Source organism: Mycobacterium bulgaricum, assembly GCF_041287165.2.
Taxonomy (GTDB): Bacteria; Actinomycetota; Actinomycetes; order Mycobacteriales; family Mycobacteriaceae; genus Mycobacterium; species Mycobacterium bulgaricum.
In genome coordinates this window covers 1-14,724 of sequence record NZ_JBGGKV020000023.1, presented here as the reverse complement: position 1 = coordinate 14,724, position 14,724 = coordinate 1, and the positions used below count along the sequence as shown (strand labels likewise).

The following is a 14,724-nucleotide window of genomic DNA, read 5'->3' as shown; positions in this document are numbered from 1 at the left end:
GTCGACGAGATGCGCGGTGTCAGCACTTCGGAATGCGCTTTCCACGGTAAGGTGTTCCGGGGTCGCGGTCAACCCCGGAGGTTGCTCGGCGACTCCCGGACCGCGGCCCGCAACGCCCTTCACAACGGCAGGAGCAGCGCAGATGCCAGCGGTAACCCTTCAGGACGTCGCCGCGCGTGCCGGCGTGTCGCAAGCCACCGCTTCCCGCGTGCTCAACGGGTCGACCAGAATTCCGGGCGAAGGGGTCGCCGACCGCGTCCGTACGGCCGCCCGCGAACTGGGCTATGTGCCGAACGCGCAGGCCCAGGCGCTGGCCCGCGCCTCCACCGGCCTGCTCGGGCTGATCGTGCACGACATCGCCGACCCGTACTTCTCGTCGATCGTCCGCGGCGTACAGGCCGCTTCCAGGACGGCCCGCAAACAGGTGCTGCTGGCCAGTACGGACCGCGATTTCGACATCGAACGGGAATCGGTCAGCACGTTCATCGCCCACCGCGCCGATGCGATCGTGCTGGCCGGTTCGCGCCAGAGCGGGCACCTCGACCGCGAGATCGAAGGCGAGTTCGGGCGCTACCGCGCCAACGGCGGCCGGGTGGTGGTGATCGGGCAGCCGCTGGCGTTCGGCAGCGCCGTTGAACCCGAAAACCATTTCGCCTCAGCAGAATTGGCAGATGCTCTGGTCGCTTCGGGACATACCGAGTTCGCGGTGATCGGCGGGCCGGCGAGCATTCGCACGTCGGTGGACCGCCGCAACGGATTCGTCGAGGCGCTGGGCCGGCGCGGACTCACTCCACTGGTCGAGGTGTCCGGGAACTTCACCCGCGACGGCGGCCACTCCGCAGCGCAGCGGCTTGCCGCGGCGCTTCAGCTCACGCCGGATCACGGCAGGAAACCACCGTGCGTGTTCGCCGTCACCGACGTCATGGCCATCGGCGCGATCGCCGCCTGGCGGGAGATGGGGCTGATCGTGCCCCGCGACGTCTGCATCGCGGGCTTCGACGACATCCCGACGCTGCGCGACCACACCCCCAGCCTGACGACCGTGGCGCTGCCGCTTGAGGAAATCGGGATGCGCGCCGTCGCACTCGCTCTGCGCCTCGACGCAGATGATCTGCGTGAACGGGTGCCGGGCGACGTCATCCTGCGGGACAGCACGCGACTATCCTGACCTGCGCAGAGAGGGGCGACGCCACAGGGTCGTTGACAGTGTGCGCTGGGTCACGTTATCGTCGGAACTGCTTCGGAAAGCGCATTCCCATTCGGGTTCTCACCCGAGCCACTGCGATCTTTAGGACATTCCATGGCGGTAACCGCATCGGCCGGCTTGCGCCCCTCCTCGCCGGCTCCACCCCCGGCCTCATCCGGGTCGAGACGCTCATGGCGGCCGTCGTTCTCCCCTCGCCGCACCGCGTCGGCACTGTGGCGGCCCATCGCGCTCGTCGTCGTGCTGCTCGCCGCCTGGTGGGCGGTGACCGAGAACGAACTCGTCGCGCCCTACATCCTGCCGTCGCCCGCCGACACCTGGGCGACCACTCAGGCCAACGCCGCCTACCTGGCCCAGCACACGTGGGTCACCACGTGGGAGACGGTCATCGGTTTCGTCATCGCCGCCGTCTTCGGCGTCTTCGTCGCCGTGGTGATGATGTACTCGGTGAACCTGGAGAAGACGGTGTACCCGTTGATCCTCTTCGCGCAGGTCATCCCGAAGATCGCGATCGCGCCCCTGTTCGTCGTGTGGCTGGGCTTCGGGCCGTCACCGAAGATCTTCGTCGCGGTGCTGATGGCGTTCTTCCCCATCGTCATCTCCGGCCTCGCCGGACTGCGCTCCGTCGATCCCGAGATCCTCGAACTGACCTCCACGATGGGCGCGAGCCGAGTCAAGACCTTCATGAAGATCCGCTTTCCCGCCTCACTGCCGCAGCTGATGTCGGGCCTCAAGGTCGCCGCGACCCTCGCGGTCACGGGTGCGGTGGTCGGCGAATTCGTCGGCGCCAACGAAGGTCTCGGCTACGTCATCCTGCAGGCGAACGGAAACGTCGACACCGCAATGCTGTTCGCCGCACTCATCATCATGTCGCTGCTCGGCATCGTCCTCTTCGCGATCATCGAGATCGCCGAGAAGCTGCTCATCCCGTGGCACTCATCGCGCCGCGCCACCAATTCCGCCAGCACCTCTGCCTGACCCTCAAGGAGACGAAACAATGATGTTCACCCGACGCCGCGCAGCCGCTGTCGCCGCCGCCGCGACCGCCGCCATGCTCACGCTGTCCGCCTGTGGCGGCAGCAGCACCGAAAACGCCCCGGCCGCAGACGGTTCCGCGGCCCCGGCCACCTTGATGCTCAACTGGTATCCCTACGGCGAGCACGCCCCGTTCTACTACGGCGTACAGGAGGGGATCTTCGCCAAGCACGGCATCGACCTCACCATCGACGCGGGCCAGGGCTCCACCAAGACAGTCCAGGCGGTCGGCTCCCAGCAGGTCGATTTCGGCTGGGCCGACACCCCCGCCGTGCTGAGCAACATCGACAAGGGCGTGAAGGTGAAGAGCGCGGGCGTCTTCCTGCAGACCACGCCGTCCGCCGTACAGGTTTTCGCCGACTCGGGCATCGAGAATCCTCAGGACCTCGTGGGTCGCACCATCGCGGTGTCCGCGGGCGACGCCCCGACCACGACGTTCCCGATCTACCTGAACAAGGTGGGGGTGCCCGAGGATCAGGTCACCCAGCAGAGCCTCGACGCCGCAGGCAAGATGGCCGCGATGCTGTCCGGCCGGGTCGACGGGCTCATCGGGTTCGCTCACGATCAGGGTCCGACCATCGCCAACAAGAGCGGCCGGGAAGTGCGCTACCTGCGCTACTCCGACGCGGGACTGAACTTCTTCAGCAACGGCCTCATCGCCAACACCTCCACGATCGCCGACAACTCCGAATTGGTGCAGTCGATGCTCGACGCCACCAGTGAGGCTTACGCCGCGGCGGTGGACAACCCGGAAGCCGCCGTCGACGCGATGGTGGGCAAGGACCCGCAGATGCCGCCGCGCGAGGTGCTCCTGCAGCAGTGGCAGCAGACCATCCCGCTGCTGTCGACGCCGGCCACGGCGGAGCAGGCCCCGGGCACCAACGCCGAGGAGGACTGGAAGACCACCATCGCGACCCTCAACGAGGCCGGACTGCTCCAGGGCGCCAAAGAGCCTGCCGAGTACTGGGATTCGTCCTTCACGCCCGAAGGCCAGCAGTAGGAGATCATGGACATGACAACTGCCACCATCACACCGCCGGGAACGGACAGGACGTCAGTGAATACCTCGGTGAGTTCCTCGGCCATCACCATCGAGAACCTGACCGTGCGCTTCTCCTCCAAGCGTGCCGACGTCACCGCGCTCGACGACATCGACCTCCAGGTCGCCGAGGGCGAGTTCGTCTCGATCGCGGGCCCGTCGGGCTGCGGCAAATCCACGCTGCTGAAGGTCGTCGCGGGTCTCACCGACGCCACATCGGGCGACGTGCTGCTGCGGGGCAAGAAGGTGCGCGGCCCGCAGCGCGAGATCGGCTACGTGTTCCAGCGTGCGGCACTGCTGGAATGGCGGTCGGTGCGCAAGAACATCCTGTTGCAGGCCGAGATGCGGGGAATGCCGCGGCAGGCCGCGCAGCAGCGGTGCGACGAGCTCATCGAGATGACCGGTCTCACCGGCTTTGAGAACGCGCTGCCGCACGAGCTGTCCGGCGGTATGCAGCAACGCGTTTCCCTCTGCCGGGCGCTGTTGCATCAGCCGCGGGTGCTGCTGATGGACGAGCCGTTCGGCGCTCTCGACGCACTGACCCGCGAGAAGATGAACGTCGAGCTGCACCGCATCTGGCGCGAAACCGGCACCACGGTGGTGCTGGTGACCCACTCGGTCGCCGAGGCGGTCTACCTCGCCAACCGGGTTGTGGTGATGAGCCCGCGGCCGGGCCGCATCGTCGAGACGCTCGACGTCGACCTGCCCGCCGAGCGTGACTACGCCGAGACGATGGAGCGCCAGGAGTTCATCACCGTCGCCAACCGGGTGCGCGATCTCCTCGGAAGCTCCTCGGCCGCCGACTGATCCCCTTCGCACCGCGAGCGCGCGTGTCTGCCCCCACCTCCCCCGGAGTGTCGTGTGCAGATGCGCGCGCTCATCGCTGTCGAGCGTCAGATTTCGTCCGACTGCTCGGCGGCCAGCTCCTCCACCGACATTCCGTCGACCAGTCGATCCAGGGCGCCCGTCATCGTGGGGCACTCGCTCGCCGGATGCTCAGCCGGGCAGTTCAGCGCGTGGGTCAGGAACTGCTGGGCTGACCGCGCCTGCTCGATGACCCTGTCGAGCTCGGCGATCTGCTCCTCGACGTTGCCTCGCCACTGATCGCTCGGCGCGTCGAGCACCGCGGCGGCCGTCTGCAGCGGCACGCCGAGCCGATGCACGATCTTCAGGAATGCCAAGCGACGCAACTCTTCTCGGCCGTACATCCGCCTGCCCGAGAGCCGCGACCGCGGACGGACCAGGCCGCGCTCGTCGTAGTACCGCAACGCCGACGCCGTCATCCGGAGTCGCGCGGCGGCCGCGCCGATAGGGATCAAATCCATGTCCCATTTGACTTCAACCCGCCTTGAACCGGCAAGGTCGTGTCATGAGCGACCTCGCCGTCAACCACCACGCTGACCATCCCGGGTTCTCGGGCCTGACCGGCTCGTTGTTCGCGCTGATGTTCCTGTTCACGGGAAAGGCCGGCGCCAGGCTCGCCGCCGACGTCACCGCTGTCGGGCCGGGTGACCTCGTCGTCGACGTCGGCTGCGGTCCCGGCACCGCCGCACGGGTGGCCGCGAGCAGGGGCGCGCAGGTGACGGGGGTCGATCCGTCGCCGTCCATGCTGCGTGTCGCACGCCTCGTCACACGCCGCACCACGAAGATCTCCTGGGCCGAGGGCAGCGCCGAGAAACTCCCCGTGTCCGACAGTTCCGCGACCGTGGTGTGGGCGCTTGCCACGGTGCACCACTGGCGGGACGTCGCCGCGGGGATCGCAGAATCGCAGCGGGTGCTGGTGCCCGGCGGCAGACTGCTGGCCGTCGAACGTCAGTCGCCACCCGCCGCCAGCGGCGTCGCGAGCCACGGCTGGACCCGGCGGCAGGCCGAAGCATTTGCCGCCCTGTGCCGTTCAGCCGGAATGGTCGATGTCGACATCGCAGATCGCCGCGCAGGCCGTAGAGCGGTGTGGGCAGTCAGCGCCAGGCTGCGATCGTGATGCGCTGCGCGTTCGACGTCTGCCCCGCACCCTGATCGTCAGGGTGTCCCTGCCGTTGACACGAAAGCTCCGGTGCCACCTTGATGTTCGGGAAGGCCGTAGTTGGCCCGCAGCGTGTCGCCGCCGTACTCGGTGCGGAACAGCCCGCGTCGCCGAAGAATCGGTACGACGTGGTCGACGAAGACCTCGAGACCCCCCGGCAGGTAGGGCGGCATGATGTTGAAGCCGTCGGCCGCACCGGCGGTCACCCAGCGTTCGATGTCGTCGGCGAGCGCCTCCGGGGTTCCGGTGAACGAGCGGTGCCCGCGGCCTCCCCCGAGCTTGCCAATGAGTTCCCGTACCGTGAGTTGCTCGCGCTCGGCGAGGTCCTTGACCAGCTGGAAACGGCTCTTGTTCCCCTCGATCACCGTCACGTCGCCCAGTGGTGGCAGCGGAGTGTCCAGATCGTGCCGGGTGACGTCGATGCCGAGCATGTTCGAGAGCTGACGCAGGGCATAGTCCGGCGAGATCAGCTCGGTGAACTCGCGTTCGAGCGCGTCCGCTTCGGCTTGGGTGGATCCGAGGAACGCAACGATGCCGGGCAGGATCTTGAGCTCGTCACGGCTGCGCCCGTAGCGGGCCAGCCGCCCTTTGAGGTCGCGGTAGAACCGCGTTCCGTCGGTGAGGGTGCGCTGCGCGGTGAACACCGCCTCGGCGTATCGGGCGGCGAAATCCTTTCCGGCATCCGAGGATCCGGCCTGGACGAGCAGCGGCCGGCCCTGCGGTGATCGGGGGACGTTGAGCGGTCCTCTGACCCGGAACAGCTCACCCTCGTGGTTGATCCGGTGGACCTTGTCCGGGTCGGCGAATCGACCCGTGGCCGTGTCGAGGACAAGCGAGCCCGGCTCCCAGCTGTCCCAGAGCTGCAAGGCGACCCGGACGAACTCGTCGGCGCGTGCGTACCGGACGTGATGCTCGGGGATACCGTCGAGGCCGAAGTTGGCCGCTTCGTCGGCACCGGCGGAGGTCACGATGTTCCAACCCGCGCGGCCCGCCGAGATGTGGTCGAGCGAGGCGAATGCGCGGGCCAACGTGAACGGCGTGTTGTAGCTCGTCGATGCGGTCGCGATGAGCCCGACGTGTTCGGTGACCGTGGCGATCGCCGACAACAGCGTGATGGGTTCGAACACCGACGGGGTGTTGCGCGCGACGTTCGCGCCCACGGCGAGGCCGTCGGCGAAGAACACGGAATCGAGCTTTCCGCGCTCGGCGATGCGGCCCAGGTTCTGGAAGTGACCGACGTCGAGGACGCTGTTCTCGTCGGTGCGGGGATGCCGCCACGCGGCCTCGTGATGGCCGACCCCCATCAGGAAGGCGTTGAGGTGGATGGTCATTGCTGCGGCCGCCATTTCGTGACGCGGGTCTCGATGAACACCAGCAGGTAGTTGAAGGTCAGGCCCAATACCGAGACCGTGAGGATCCCCGCGTACATCTGCGGGATCTGGAAGTTGAACTGCGAGGAGATGATGAGATATCCCAATCCCGCCTTGGCGCCGACGAATTCGGTGGTGATGAGCACGAGGAACGATGCCGCGGCGGCCAGGCGCAGGCCGGTGAAGATCGTCGGCAGCGCCGCCGGGACGATCACCTTGTAGAAGAGCTTGACATCTCTGACACCAAGGGAGCGCGCAGATTTGACGAGTAGCGGGTCGACGTTGCGCGCGCCGCTGATGGTGTTGTAGACGATCGGCCAGAAGCAGGCGTAGCCGATGATCGAGATCTTGGAGATGTCGTCGATGCCGAGGATGAGCGTGAATACCGGCAGCAGTGCCACGGCGGCGGTGTTGAGGAAGACCGCCAGCAACGGGGTGAGCACCTCGGCGACCGTCTCGTACCACGCGATGAGCAGACCGAGCGGGACGGCGATCGCGATCGCGATCGAGAACCCGGTCAGCGACCTACGCATGCTGGCGGCGATGTTCTGCTGCAAGGAGCCGTCGGCGATCAGACCCCACAGTGCCTGCAGCACTTCGGTGAACGGACTCAGGAACGCCCTGTCCACCCAGCCCAGGGTGGGTGCGAGCTGCCAGATAGCGAGAAACATCACCACCGCGACGACGCGCTTGAGCACCGTGGTGAGCAGCTCTGCGCTCCGCCGAAGCCCCGACGGCCCACGCCGCGCCCGATCGGCGGCGGTCGCCGGGATTGCCTGCGAGGCCGCGGGTTCGACCACCGTGTTCGCCGCGGTCATCTAGGCCACTCCCTTCGCGGCAGCCAGCCCCGGATCGCGGGCCTCGAAGGCCTTGCGGACCTCGTCGTGCAGCAACCCCCAGATGTGTCGCCGGTAGGCGACGAAATCCGGTGTCGAGCGCAGGTCGTCCGCCCTCCCAGCGGCACTCGCCGCGTCGACGCCCCGGCTGTCGAGCTCGATCGGGATGATCGTCTTGATGCGCCCCGGCTGGCTCGTCATCACCGCGACGCGCTGGCCCAGGAAGATGGCCTCGTCGATGCCGTGCGTGATGAACAGGATCGTCGTGCCCGTGCGCTCCCAGATGCCCCGCAGATCGCTCTGCAGCGCTTCGCGGGTCTGGGCGTCCAGCGCCGCGTACGGCTCGTCCATCAGGAGCACCTCCGGTTCGTATGCGAGGCTGCGGGCGATCGCGACGCGTTGGCGCATCCCGCCGGACAGTTCGTGTGGATAGTGCCTGGCGAACGCGGCCAGACCGACGAGCTCGAGGACCTCGCGGGCCCGCTGCGCGCGTTCGCGGCGACCGACGCCTTTGATCTCGAGCCCGAACTCGATGTTGGACAACGCCGTTCGCCACGGGAACAGCGCGTACTGCTGGAAGACGACGCCACGGTCGAGGCCGGGACCGGTGATCGGCGCGCCGCCGATCGACAGTTCGCCCGACGTCGGTGTGGACAACCCGGCGACCAGATCGAGAAGGGTCGACTTGCCGCAGCCGGACGGTCCGACGAGGGTGAGGAATTCACCCGGGCCGATGTCGAGGGACACGTTGTCGAGGGCACGGAACTCGGGCCCGTTGTCCCGGCCGGGGAAGGTCTTGGTCACGTTGCGGATGGTGATCCCGAAATGTGCGGATTTCGCGGCCATCGGATCAGCGCTCCACGGCCGGCGCGACGGCGTCGGCGGGTTGGACGGCGGTCGTGGCGTTGTCGTTGAACTCGTTGGTGTAGAGCTCCGACGGCGGCGGCACTTCCTCGGCCCCGCCGGTCGACAGCAGCCACTCCGACCAACGTTCGAAATCTGCGTCGGTGATGAAGCCGTAGTACGAGGGCACGCCTGGCGAAAGCCAGTACTTGAGGGTCTCGCTGGTCTCGTTGGGTCGCTTGCGGGCATCGATGATCGCGGTCTGCACCCGTACCACCTCGTCGCGCGGTGTCAGGCGGGCCCATTGGATGGCCTTCCCGACCCCGTCGACGAACGCGCGGACGGCCTCGGGATGCCTGGCGATGAAGTCGTTGCGGAAGACGTAGGGGCCACCGTTGAACGGCCCGTACTGAGAGTGCTGATCCCAGAGGGTGCGTAGGCCCCCCGCCGCGTCGGCGCGCTGTTTGAACTGCCCGGAAAGCCCGGCGACGTCGACCTGACCGCGGCGAAGCGCATCTTCCTGATTGACCGGCGGCAGCGTCACCAGCTCGACCCGCTTGATCTCATCGACCGAAAGACCCTCTGCACGTAGGTAGTTGAAGATGTCGGCTTCGTTCTGCCCGCCCAGGGTGTTGACGGCGATCTTCCTGCCGATCAGGTCGCGGGCGGTGCGGATCGGGCTGTCCTCGGGGACGTAGTAGGCGCCGTAGTCGATGTCGTCGCCGCCGTAGTAGTTGATGACGGCCTTGATCTGTGCGCCCGACCCGACAAGCTTGGCTACCGCGCCTCCGAACGCACCCCCGAAATCGGTCTGCCCGGTCGCGGCCGACTGGATGTCCTGCGGGCCACTGATCGTGTTGCCGACCCACTCCAACTCGATGACGTTCTCGTCGAAAAAGCCGAGGTGTTCGGCAAGTTCGGGCAGCGTGACCTGATTGCCCCAGCCCTGGTAACGCAGTGTTGTCACGCCGCCGTCGGCCCCCTGGTCCGAACTCGATCCACAGCCGCTGAGCACCAACGCGGTCGCGGCGGCGACGCCCACCAGACGGGTGGTCCAGTGGCGCCTTCGGGCTCGGGGGTGGTCGCGGGCAGGCCCAGCGATAGCAGTCGGCATAGGGGGCAATAGTGGTCTGCGGCGGCGGGCCTCGACAACAGTTACGTTCTGCGAGAGCCCAATTCGATCATCCCAGCCGAAGGGCGTTTTCTCAGCGCGTGCCGGGCACCAGCCAGCGTCCCGACAGGGCCCGCCAGCCCACGAAGACCAGGCGCAGCACCATGAAGATGGCCAGCCCCGCCCAGATCCCCATCAGACCCCACCCGTAGGCCAGCGACAGCCAGATCAGTGGCAGGAACCCGAGCACCGCACTGGCCAGGGTGGCGTTGCGCATGAACGTGGCGTCGCCCGCGCCCAGCAGAACGCCGTCGACGGCGAAAACGATTCCGGCAACCGGCAATATGCCCACCAGAAACCACCACGGCACCCCGATCGCGTCGAGCACCGAGCGGTCGGTGGTGAACACCGACGGGAACACCGAGGACCCCAGCGCGAACACCGCGGCCAGGATCAGTCCGGCGACGGTCGAGAAGATCGTCACCCGCCACGCCACCGATTTGGCATGCGTCAACTGCCCCGCCCCGAGCGCGGCGCCGACCAGCGACTGAGCGGCGATGGCCAGCGAATCCAGTACCAGCGCAAGGAAACTCCACAACTGGAGCACCACCTGGTGCGCTGCCACGGACGCGGCTCCGAAGCGTGCCGCCACCGCGCCGGCGGAGATGAAACACGCCTGGAACGCCATGGTTCGCAGAATCAGATCACGGCCCATCACCACCTGTGCGCGCAGCACCTGCGGACGCAGTGCCAGCGGCACCCTCTCCACGAACAACGCCCGGCAGAACAGCACGGCGGCCAGCCACTGCCCCACCACGTTGGCCACTGCGGAACCAGACAGCCCGAGTTCGGGCGCACCGAGCCATCCGTAGACCAGGACGGGACACAACACCGCCGACAGCGCGAAACCGACCACGACGTAGCGCAGAGGGCGCACGGTGTCCTGCACGCCACGCATCCAGCCGTTGCCCGCGGCCGCGATCAGGATCGCGGGCACCGCCAGGCTGGCGATCCGCACCCATGGCAGTGCCGCATCGGCGATCTCGCCTCCTGCGGCCAGCGCGGAAACCATGGGGACAGCCGCGAATTGGACCGCGGCGACGATCGCCGCACCGATCCCCAGCGCGAGCCAGGTGGCCTGTACCCCCTCTTCGACCGCGGCCCTGCGGTCCCCGGCGCCATAGAACCGCGCTGCCCGGGCGGTCGTGCCGTAGGACAGAAACGTCAGCTGCGAGCTCAGCACGCCCATGACGAGTGCGCCGATGGCCAACCCGGCCAGACTCAACGCACCGAGGCGACCGATGACAGCCAGATCGAACAGCAGGTAGACGGGTTCGGCGGCGAGAACACCCAGCGCCGGAAAGGCCAGCGCGGCGATGCGCCGACTGCTCGCCGGTTCGACGGCCTCAGCCAAGGGCCGCACGCAGCGCCGCGACGACGTCGGCGGCGGCCCCGGTCGCCGAGTACCCTGCGGCGAGGCGGTGCCCGCCGCCCCCGAAGGTGGCGGCCACTGCGGACACGTCGAAGGTCTTAGCGCGCATCGACACCGACCACCGTTGCGGCCCGATCTCTTTGAGCACAGCCGCCACCTCGGCCTGCTGGGTGGTGCGGACGATGTCGACGATGCTCTCGACTTCCTCGGGTCTGGCGGCGGTCCACTCGTCGTGATCGACCACCGCGTAGACGAACCCGCGGCCGTCGAGCGCGTCGGCGACCAGTTCGGCGGAGCCCAGCACGCGCGAAAGCATCGGAAGCCACGCGAACGGGTGTGTGTCGAGCAGCGCGCGGCTGACCGCGGCATTGTCGACACCCACCTCGACCAGGCGGGCCGCCAGACGGTGAGCGCGGGCACTGGCCCAGCGGAACGAGCCGGTGTCGGTGGTGAGCCCGGCATAGAGACAGTGCGCCACCCCGAGGTCGATCGGTTTGCCCCAGGCATCGAGCAGTTCGGCGATCTGCATCGTCGTGGAGTCTGCGGAGTGATCGACGAAGTTCGCGGTCCCGAACAGCTGATTGGAGACGTGATGGTCGATGACGAGGACGTTGCGGTCCGGGCCGGCGAATTCGCGCAAGGCGCCGAGCCGGTTGACGCTCGGGATGTCGACGGTGACGACCAGGTCGGCGTCGCGCCGCAGCGTTTTCGGGGCGACCAGCAGGTGCCCGCCGGGCAGGGAGTGCAGGGAGTCGGGCAGCTCCTCCGGTTCGGCGAAGCTGACCTGCACCTCCTTGCCGGACTGCTCCAGCACCAGCGCCAGTGCCAGCCCTGCGCCGATGGTGTCGGCGTCGGGGAAGACGTGACAGACGATGCTCACACTGTCGGCCTCCGCGAGAAGGTCGGCAGCGCCGAACGCGTCGACGGCTCGCGGGCCCACTTCGGATGCGCGAGTTGTCGAATCAGTGGTCGAGCGAGTCGGAGCCACCCATGTCCTCTGCGGTCGATCCCCCGGCTGTCTCGTCGTCCACCCCGCTTACACGGTAAGGGTCGGCGTCGCCTGCGTGCTTGGCACCCTGGCGAACTCTCGCCAAATCCTCATCTGCAGCCCGCGCACGGGCCAGCAGCTCCTCCATGCGGTGGGCGGCATCGGGCACGGTGTCGCGCACGAACGCCAGCGTCGGGGTGAACCGCACCCCCAGCGAGGCCCCGACCCTGGTGCGCAGCACACCTTTGGCCTTGTCCAGCGCCGCGGCGGCCCCGGCGTAGTCGGGTTCCTCGTCGAGGGAACTGCCCAGCACCGTGTAGTACAGCGTGGCGTCGTGCAGGTCGTTGGTGACCTTCGCGTCCGTGATGGTCACGCCGGCGAGTCGAGGATCTTTGATCTCGTACTCGATCGCCGACGCGACCAGCGTCGAAATCCGCTTGGCGAGCCTTTTGGCCCGCGCGGGATCAGCCATGGATAACGCCGTCCCTACACACGTTCTTTTTCGACCAGCTCGTACGTCTCGATGACGTCGCCTTCCTTGATGTCGGAGTAGGTCAACGTCAGACCGCACTCGTAACCGTCGCGGACCTCGGTAACGTCGTCCTTCTCGCGGCGCAGCGACGAGATGGTGAGGTTCTCGGCGACCACGACGTTGTCACGCAGCAGGCGCGCCTTGGCGTTGCGCCGCATGATGCCCGACTGGACGAGGCAGCCTGCGATGTTGCCGACCTTGGACGACCGGAAGATCGCCCGGATCTCGGCGCGGCCGAGTTCCTTCTCCTCGTAGATCGGCTTGAGCATGCCCTTGAGCGCGCTCTCGATCTCGTCGATGGCCTGGTAGATCACCGAGTAGTACCGGATCTCCACGCCTTCGCGGTTGGCCAGCTCGGTCGCCTTGCCCTCGGCACGCACGTTGAAGCCGATGATGATCGCGTCCGAGGCCGACGCCAGGTTGACGTTGGTCTCGGTGACGCCGCCGACGCCGCGGTCGATGACCCGCAGCTCGACCTCGTCGTCCACCTGGATCCCGAGGAGCGCCTCTTCGAGCGCCTCGACCGTACCGGCGTTGTCGCCCTTGAGGATCAGGTTCAGCTGGCTGGTTTCCTTCAGCGCCGAATCCAGATCTTCCAGGCTGATGCGCTTGCGGGCACGGGCGGCCATCGCGTTGCGCTTGCGCGCGCTGCGGCGGTCGGCGATCTGGCGGGCGATGCGGTCCTCGTCGACGACGAGGAAGTTGTCACCGGCACCCGGGACCGAGGTGAAGCCGATGACCTGGACCGGACGTGACGGCAGCGCCGCCTCGACATCCTCGCCGTGCTCGTCGACCATGCGTCGGACGCGGCCGTAGGCGTCGCCTGCGACCACCGAGTCGCCGACCCGCAGCGTGCCGCGCTGGATGAGCACGGTGGCCACCGGACCGCGACCGCGGTCGAGGTGCGCCTCGATCGCCACGCCCTGGGCCTCCATGTCGGGGTTGGCCCGCAGGTCCAGCGACGCGTCGGCTGTCAGCACGACAGCCTCGAGCAGGGATTCGATGTTCGTCCCCGCCTTGGCGGAGATGTCGACGAACATGGTGTCGCCGCCGTACTCCTCGGGCACCAGACCGTATTCGGTCAGCTGACCGCGGATCTTGGCCGGGTCGGCACCTTCCTTGTCGATCTTGTTGACCGCCACCACGATCGGCACATCGGCCGCCTGGGCGTGATTGACCGCTTCCACCGTCTGCGGCATGACGCCGTCATCGGCCGCGACCACGAGGATCGCGATGTCGGTGGCCTTCGCACCGCGGGCACGCATGGCGGTGAACGCCTCGTGACCCGGGGTGTCGATGAAGGTGATCGGCCGGGGCGTGCCGTCGAGGTCGACCTCGACCTGGTACGCGCCGATGTGCTGGGTGATGCCGCCGGCCTCGCCCTCACGCACGGTCGCATTGCGGATGGTGTCCAGCAGTCGCGTCTTGCCGTGGTCGACGTGACCCATGACGGTGACGACCGGCGGACGGACCTCGAGATCGTCCTCGCCGCCTTCGTCCTCGCCGTAGGACAGGTCGAAGGATTCGAGGAGCTCGCGGTCCTCGTCCTCTGGGGACACGACCTGCACGACGTAGTTCATCTCGCTGCCGAGCAGCTCGAGGGTCTCGTCGCCGACGGACTGCGTCGCGGTCACCATCTCGCCGAGGTTGAACAGCGCCTGCACCAGCGAGGCCGGGTTGGCGTTGATCTTGTCGGCGAAGTCGCTCAGCGATGCGCCGCGCGCCAGCCGGATGGTCTCGCCGTTGCCGTGCGGAAGGCGCACCCCACCGACGACCGGGGCCTGCATGTTCTCGTATTCGGCCCTCTTCGCGCGCTTCGACTTGCGTCCACGCTTCGGGGCGCCGCCGGGACGGCCGAAGGCACCTGCCGCGCCGCCGCGCTGACCGGGACGGCCACCGCCGCCACCGCCGGGACGACCACGGAAGCCGCCGCCTGCGGGGGCGCCACCGCCGCCGCCTGCACCACCGCGGTAGTTACCACCGCCGCCACCACCGGGACGGCCGACGCCGCCGGGGCCGGGACGAGGACCGCCACCGGGACGGGGACCGCCACCGGGGCGAGGGCCGCCACCGGGACGGGGACCGCCCCCGGGACGCGGCGGCATGTTGCCGGGTGTCGCGCCGGGACGGGGTCCGCCACCGGGACGGGGACCGCCTGCGCCGGGGCCGGGTCGCGGACCGCCGGGACCAGCCTGGGGCCTGGGCGCCGGACGTTCGACCGGCTGCTGAGACGAGAAGGGGTTGTTGCCGACGCGCGGCGTGCGCGGGGCGGGCTTGGGAGCACCTGGCCGGGGCCCGCCCGGGCCGGGAC

Annotated in this window: 14 protein-coding genes; 5 read left to right on the top strand and 9 right to left on the bottom strand. The window is 68.2% G+C overall.

Translation table 11 applies throughout. The features are described from left to right. The first annotated feature begins 142 nt into the window (after positions 1 to 142). The 4 genes from ACAG24_RS28790 (at position 143) to ACAG24_RS28775 (ending at position 4,085) form a co-directional block, all read left to right on the top strand. A complete protein-coding gene (locus ACAG24_RS28790; protein ID WP_370476192.1) occupies positions 143 to 1,168 on the top strand; it encodes a LacI family DNA-binding transcriptional regulator in 1,026 nt (341 codons plus the stop codon). A gap of 132 nt (positions 1,169 to 1,300) precedes the next feature. After that, positions 1,301 to 2,182: an ABC transporter permease gene (locus ACAG24_RS28785; RefSeq protein ID WP_370476189.1), complete on the top strand. Its 882-nt coding sequence runs from the start codon at positions 1,301 to 1,303 to the stop codon at positions 2,180 to 2,182. Between the two features lie 19 nt (positions 2,183 to 2,201). Next, positions 2,202 to 3,239, top strand: coding sequence for an ABC transporter substrate-binding protein (locus tag ACAG24_RS28780; protein WP_370476186.1), 1,038 nt, complete (start codon positions 2,202 to 2,204; stop codon positions 3,237 to 3,239). A gap of 12 nt (positions 3,240 to 3,251) precedes the next feature. Next, positions 3,252 to 4,085: an ABC transporter ATP-binding protein gene (locus ACAG24_RS28775; protein WP_370476184.1), complete on the top strand. Its 834-nt coding sequence runs from the start codon at positions 3,252 to 3,254 to the stop codon at positions 4,083 to 4,085. A gap of 86 nt (positions 4,086 to 4,171) precedes the next feature. Here ACAG24_RS28775 and ACAG24_RS28770 read toward each other — a convergent pair whose 3' ends face one another. Continuing rightward, positions 4,172 to 4,603, bottom strand: a complete 432-nt coding sequence (locus ACAG24_RS28770; RefSeq protein ID WP_370476182.1) for a MerR family transcriptional regulator — start codon at positions 4,601 to 4,603, stop codon at positions 4,172 to 4,174. A 44-nt stretch (positions 4,604 to 4,647) separates the two neighbouring features. Between ACAG24_RS28770 and ACAG24_RS28765 the strand changes: the two genes are divergently transcribed. Then, a complete protein-coding gene (locus ACAG24_RS28765) occupies positions 4,648 to 5,259 on the top strand; it encodes a class I SAM-dependent methyltransferase (protein WP_370476180.1) in 612 nt (203 codons plus the stop codon). A 38-nt stretch (positions 5,260 to 5,297) separates the two neighbouring features. Here the strand turns inward: ACAG24_RS28765 and ACAG24_RS28760 are convergent, their stop codons facing one another. From ACAG24_RS28760 to infB, 8 genes are all read right to left on the bottom strand, one after another. Then, entirely contained in the window at positions 5,298 to 6,647 is a 1,350-nt protein-coding gene (locus ACAG24_RS28760) for an LLM class flavin-dependent oxidoreductase (RefSeq protein WP_370476177.1), read from the bottom strand. After that, the gene (locus tag ACAG24_RS28755) at positions 6,629 to 7,489 is read right to left on the bottom strand and encodes an ABC transporter permease (protein WP_370476175.1); all 861 of its coding nucleotides are present in this window, start codon (positions 7,487 to 7,489) and stop codon (positions 6,629 to 6,631) included. Before ACAG24_RS28755 ends, ACAG24_RS28760 begins: the two co-directional genes overlap by 19 nt. After that, positions 7,490 to 8,353 (bottom strand): ABC transporter ATP-binding protein, encoded by an 864-nt coding sequence (locus tag ACAG24_RS28750; protein WP_370476172.1) that lies wholly within the window; start codon positions 8,351 to 8,353, stop codon positions 7,490 to 7,492. It abuts the gene before it with no gap. A 4-nt stretch (positions 8,354 to 8,357) separates the two neighbouring features. Then, positions 8,358 to 9,464: an ABC transporter substrate-binding protein gene (locus ACAG24_RS28745; RefSeq protein WP_370476170.1), complete on the bottom strand. Its 1,107-nt coding sequence runs from the start codon at positions 9,462 to 9,464 to the stop codon at positions 8,358 to 8,360. Between the two features lie 91 nt (positions 9,465 to 9,555). Continuing rightward, on the bottom strand, positions 9,556 to 10,875 hold the full coding sequence (locus ACAG24_RS28740) for an MATE family efflux transporter (RefSeq protein WP_370476167.1): 1,320 nt from the start codon (positions 10,873 to 10,875) through the stop codon (positions 9,556 to 9,558). Further along, positions 10,868 to 11,833: a DHH family phosphoesterase gene (locus ACAG24_RS28735; RefSeq protein WP_370476164.1), complete on the bottom strand. Its 966-nt coding sequence runs from the start codon at positions 11,831 to 11,833 to the stop codon at positions 10,868 to 10,870. The genes ACAG24_RS28740 and ACAG24_RS28735 overlap by 8 nt, the downstream gene beginning before the upstream one ends. A gap of 22 nt (positions 11,834 to 11,855) precedes the next feature. Beyond that, complete coding sequence (gene rbfA / locus ACAG24_RS28730; RefSeq protein ID WP_370476162.1) at positions 11,856 to 12,353, bottom strand: 30S ribosome-binding factor RbfA; 498 nt, start codon at positions 12,351 to 12,353, stop codon at positions 11,856 to 11,858. Between the two features lie 14 nt (positions 12,354 to 12,367). Continuing rightward, positions 12,368 to 14,724: translation initiation factor IF-2 (infB, locus tag ACAG24_RS28725; RefSeq protein WP_374150815.1), on the bottom strand; the 2,357-nt coding region annotated here is incomplete at its 5' end.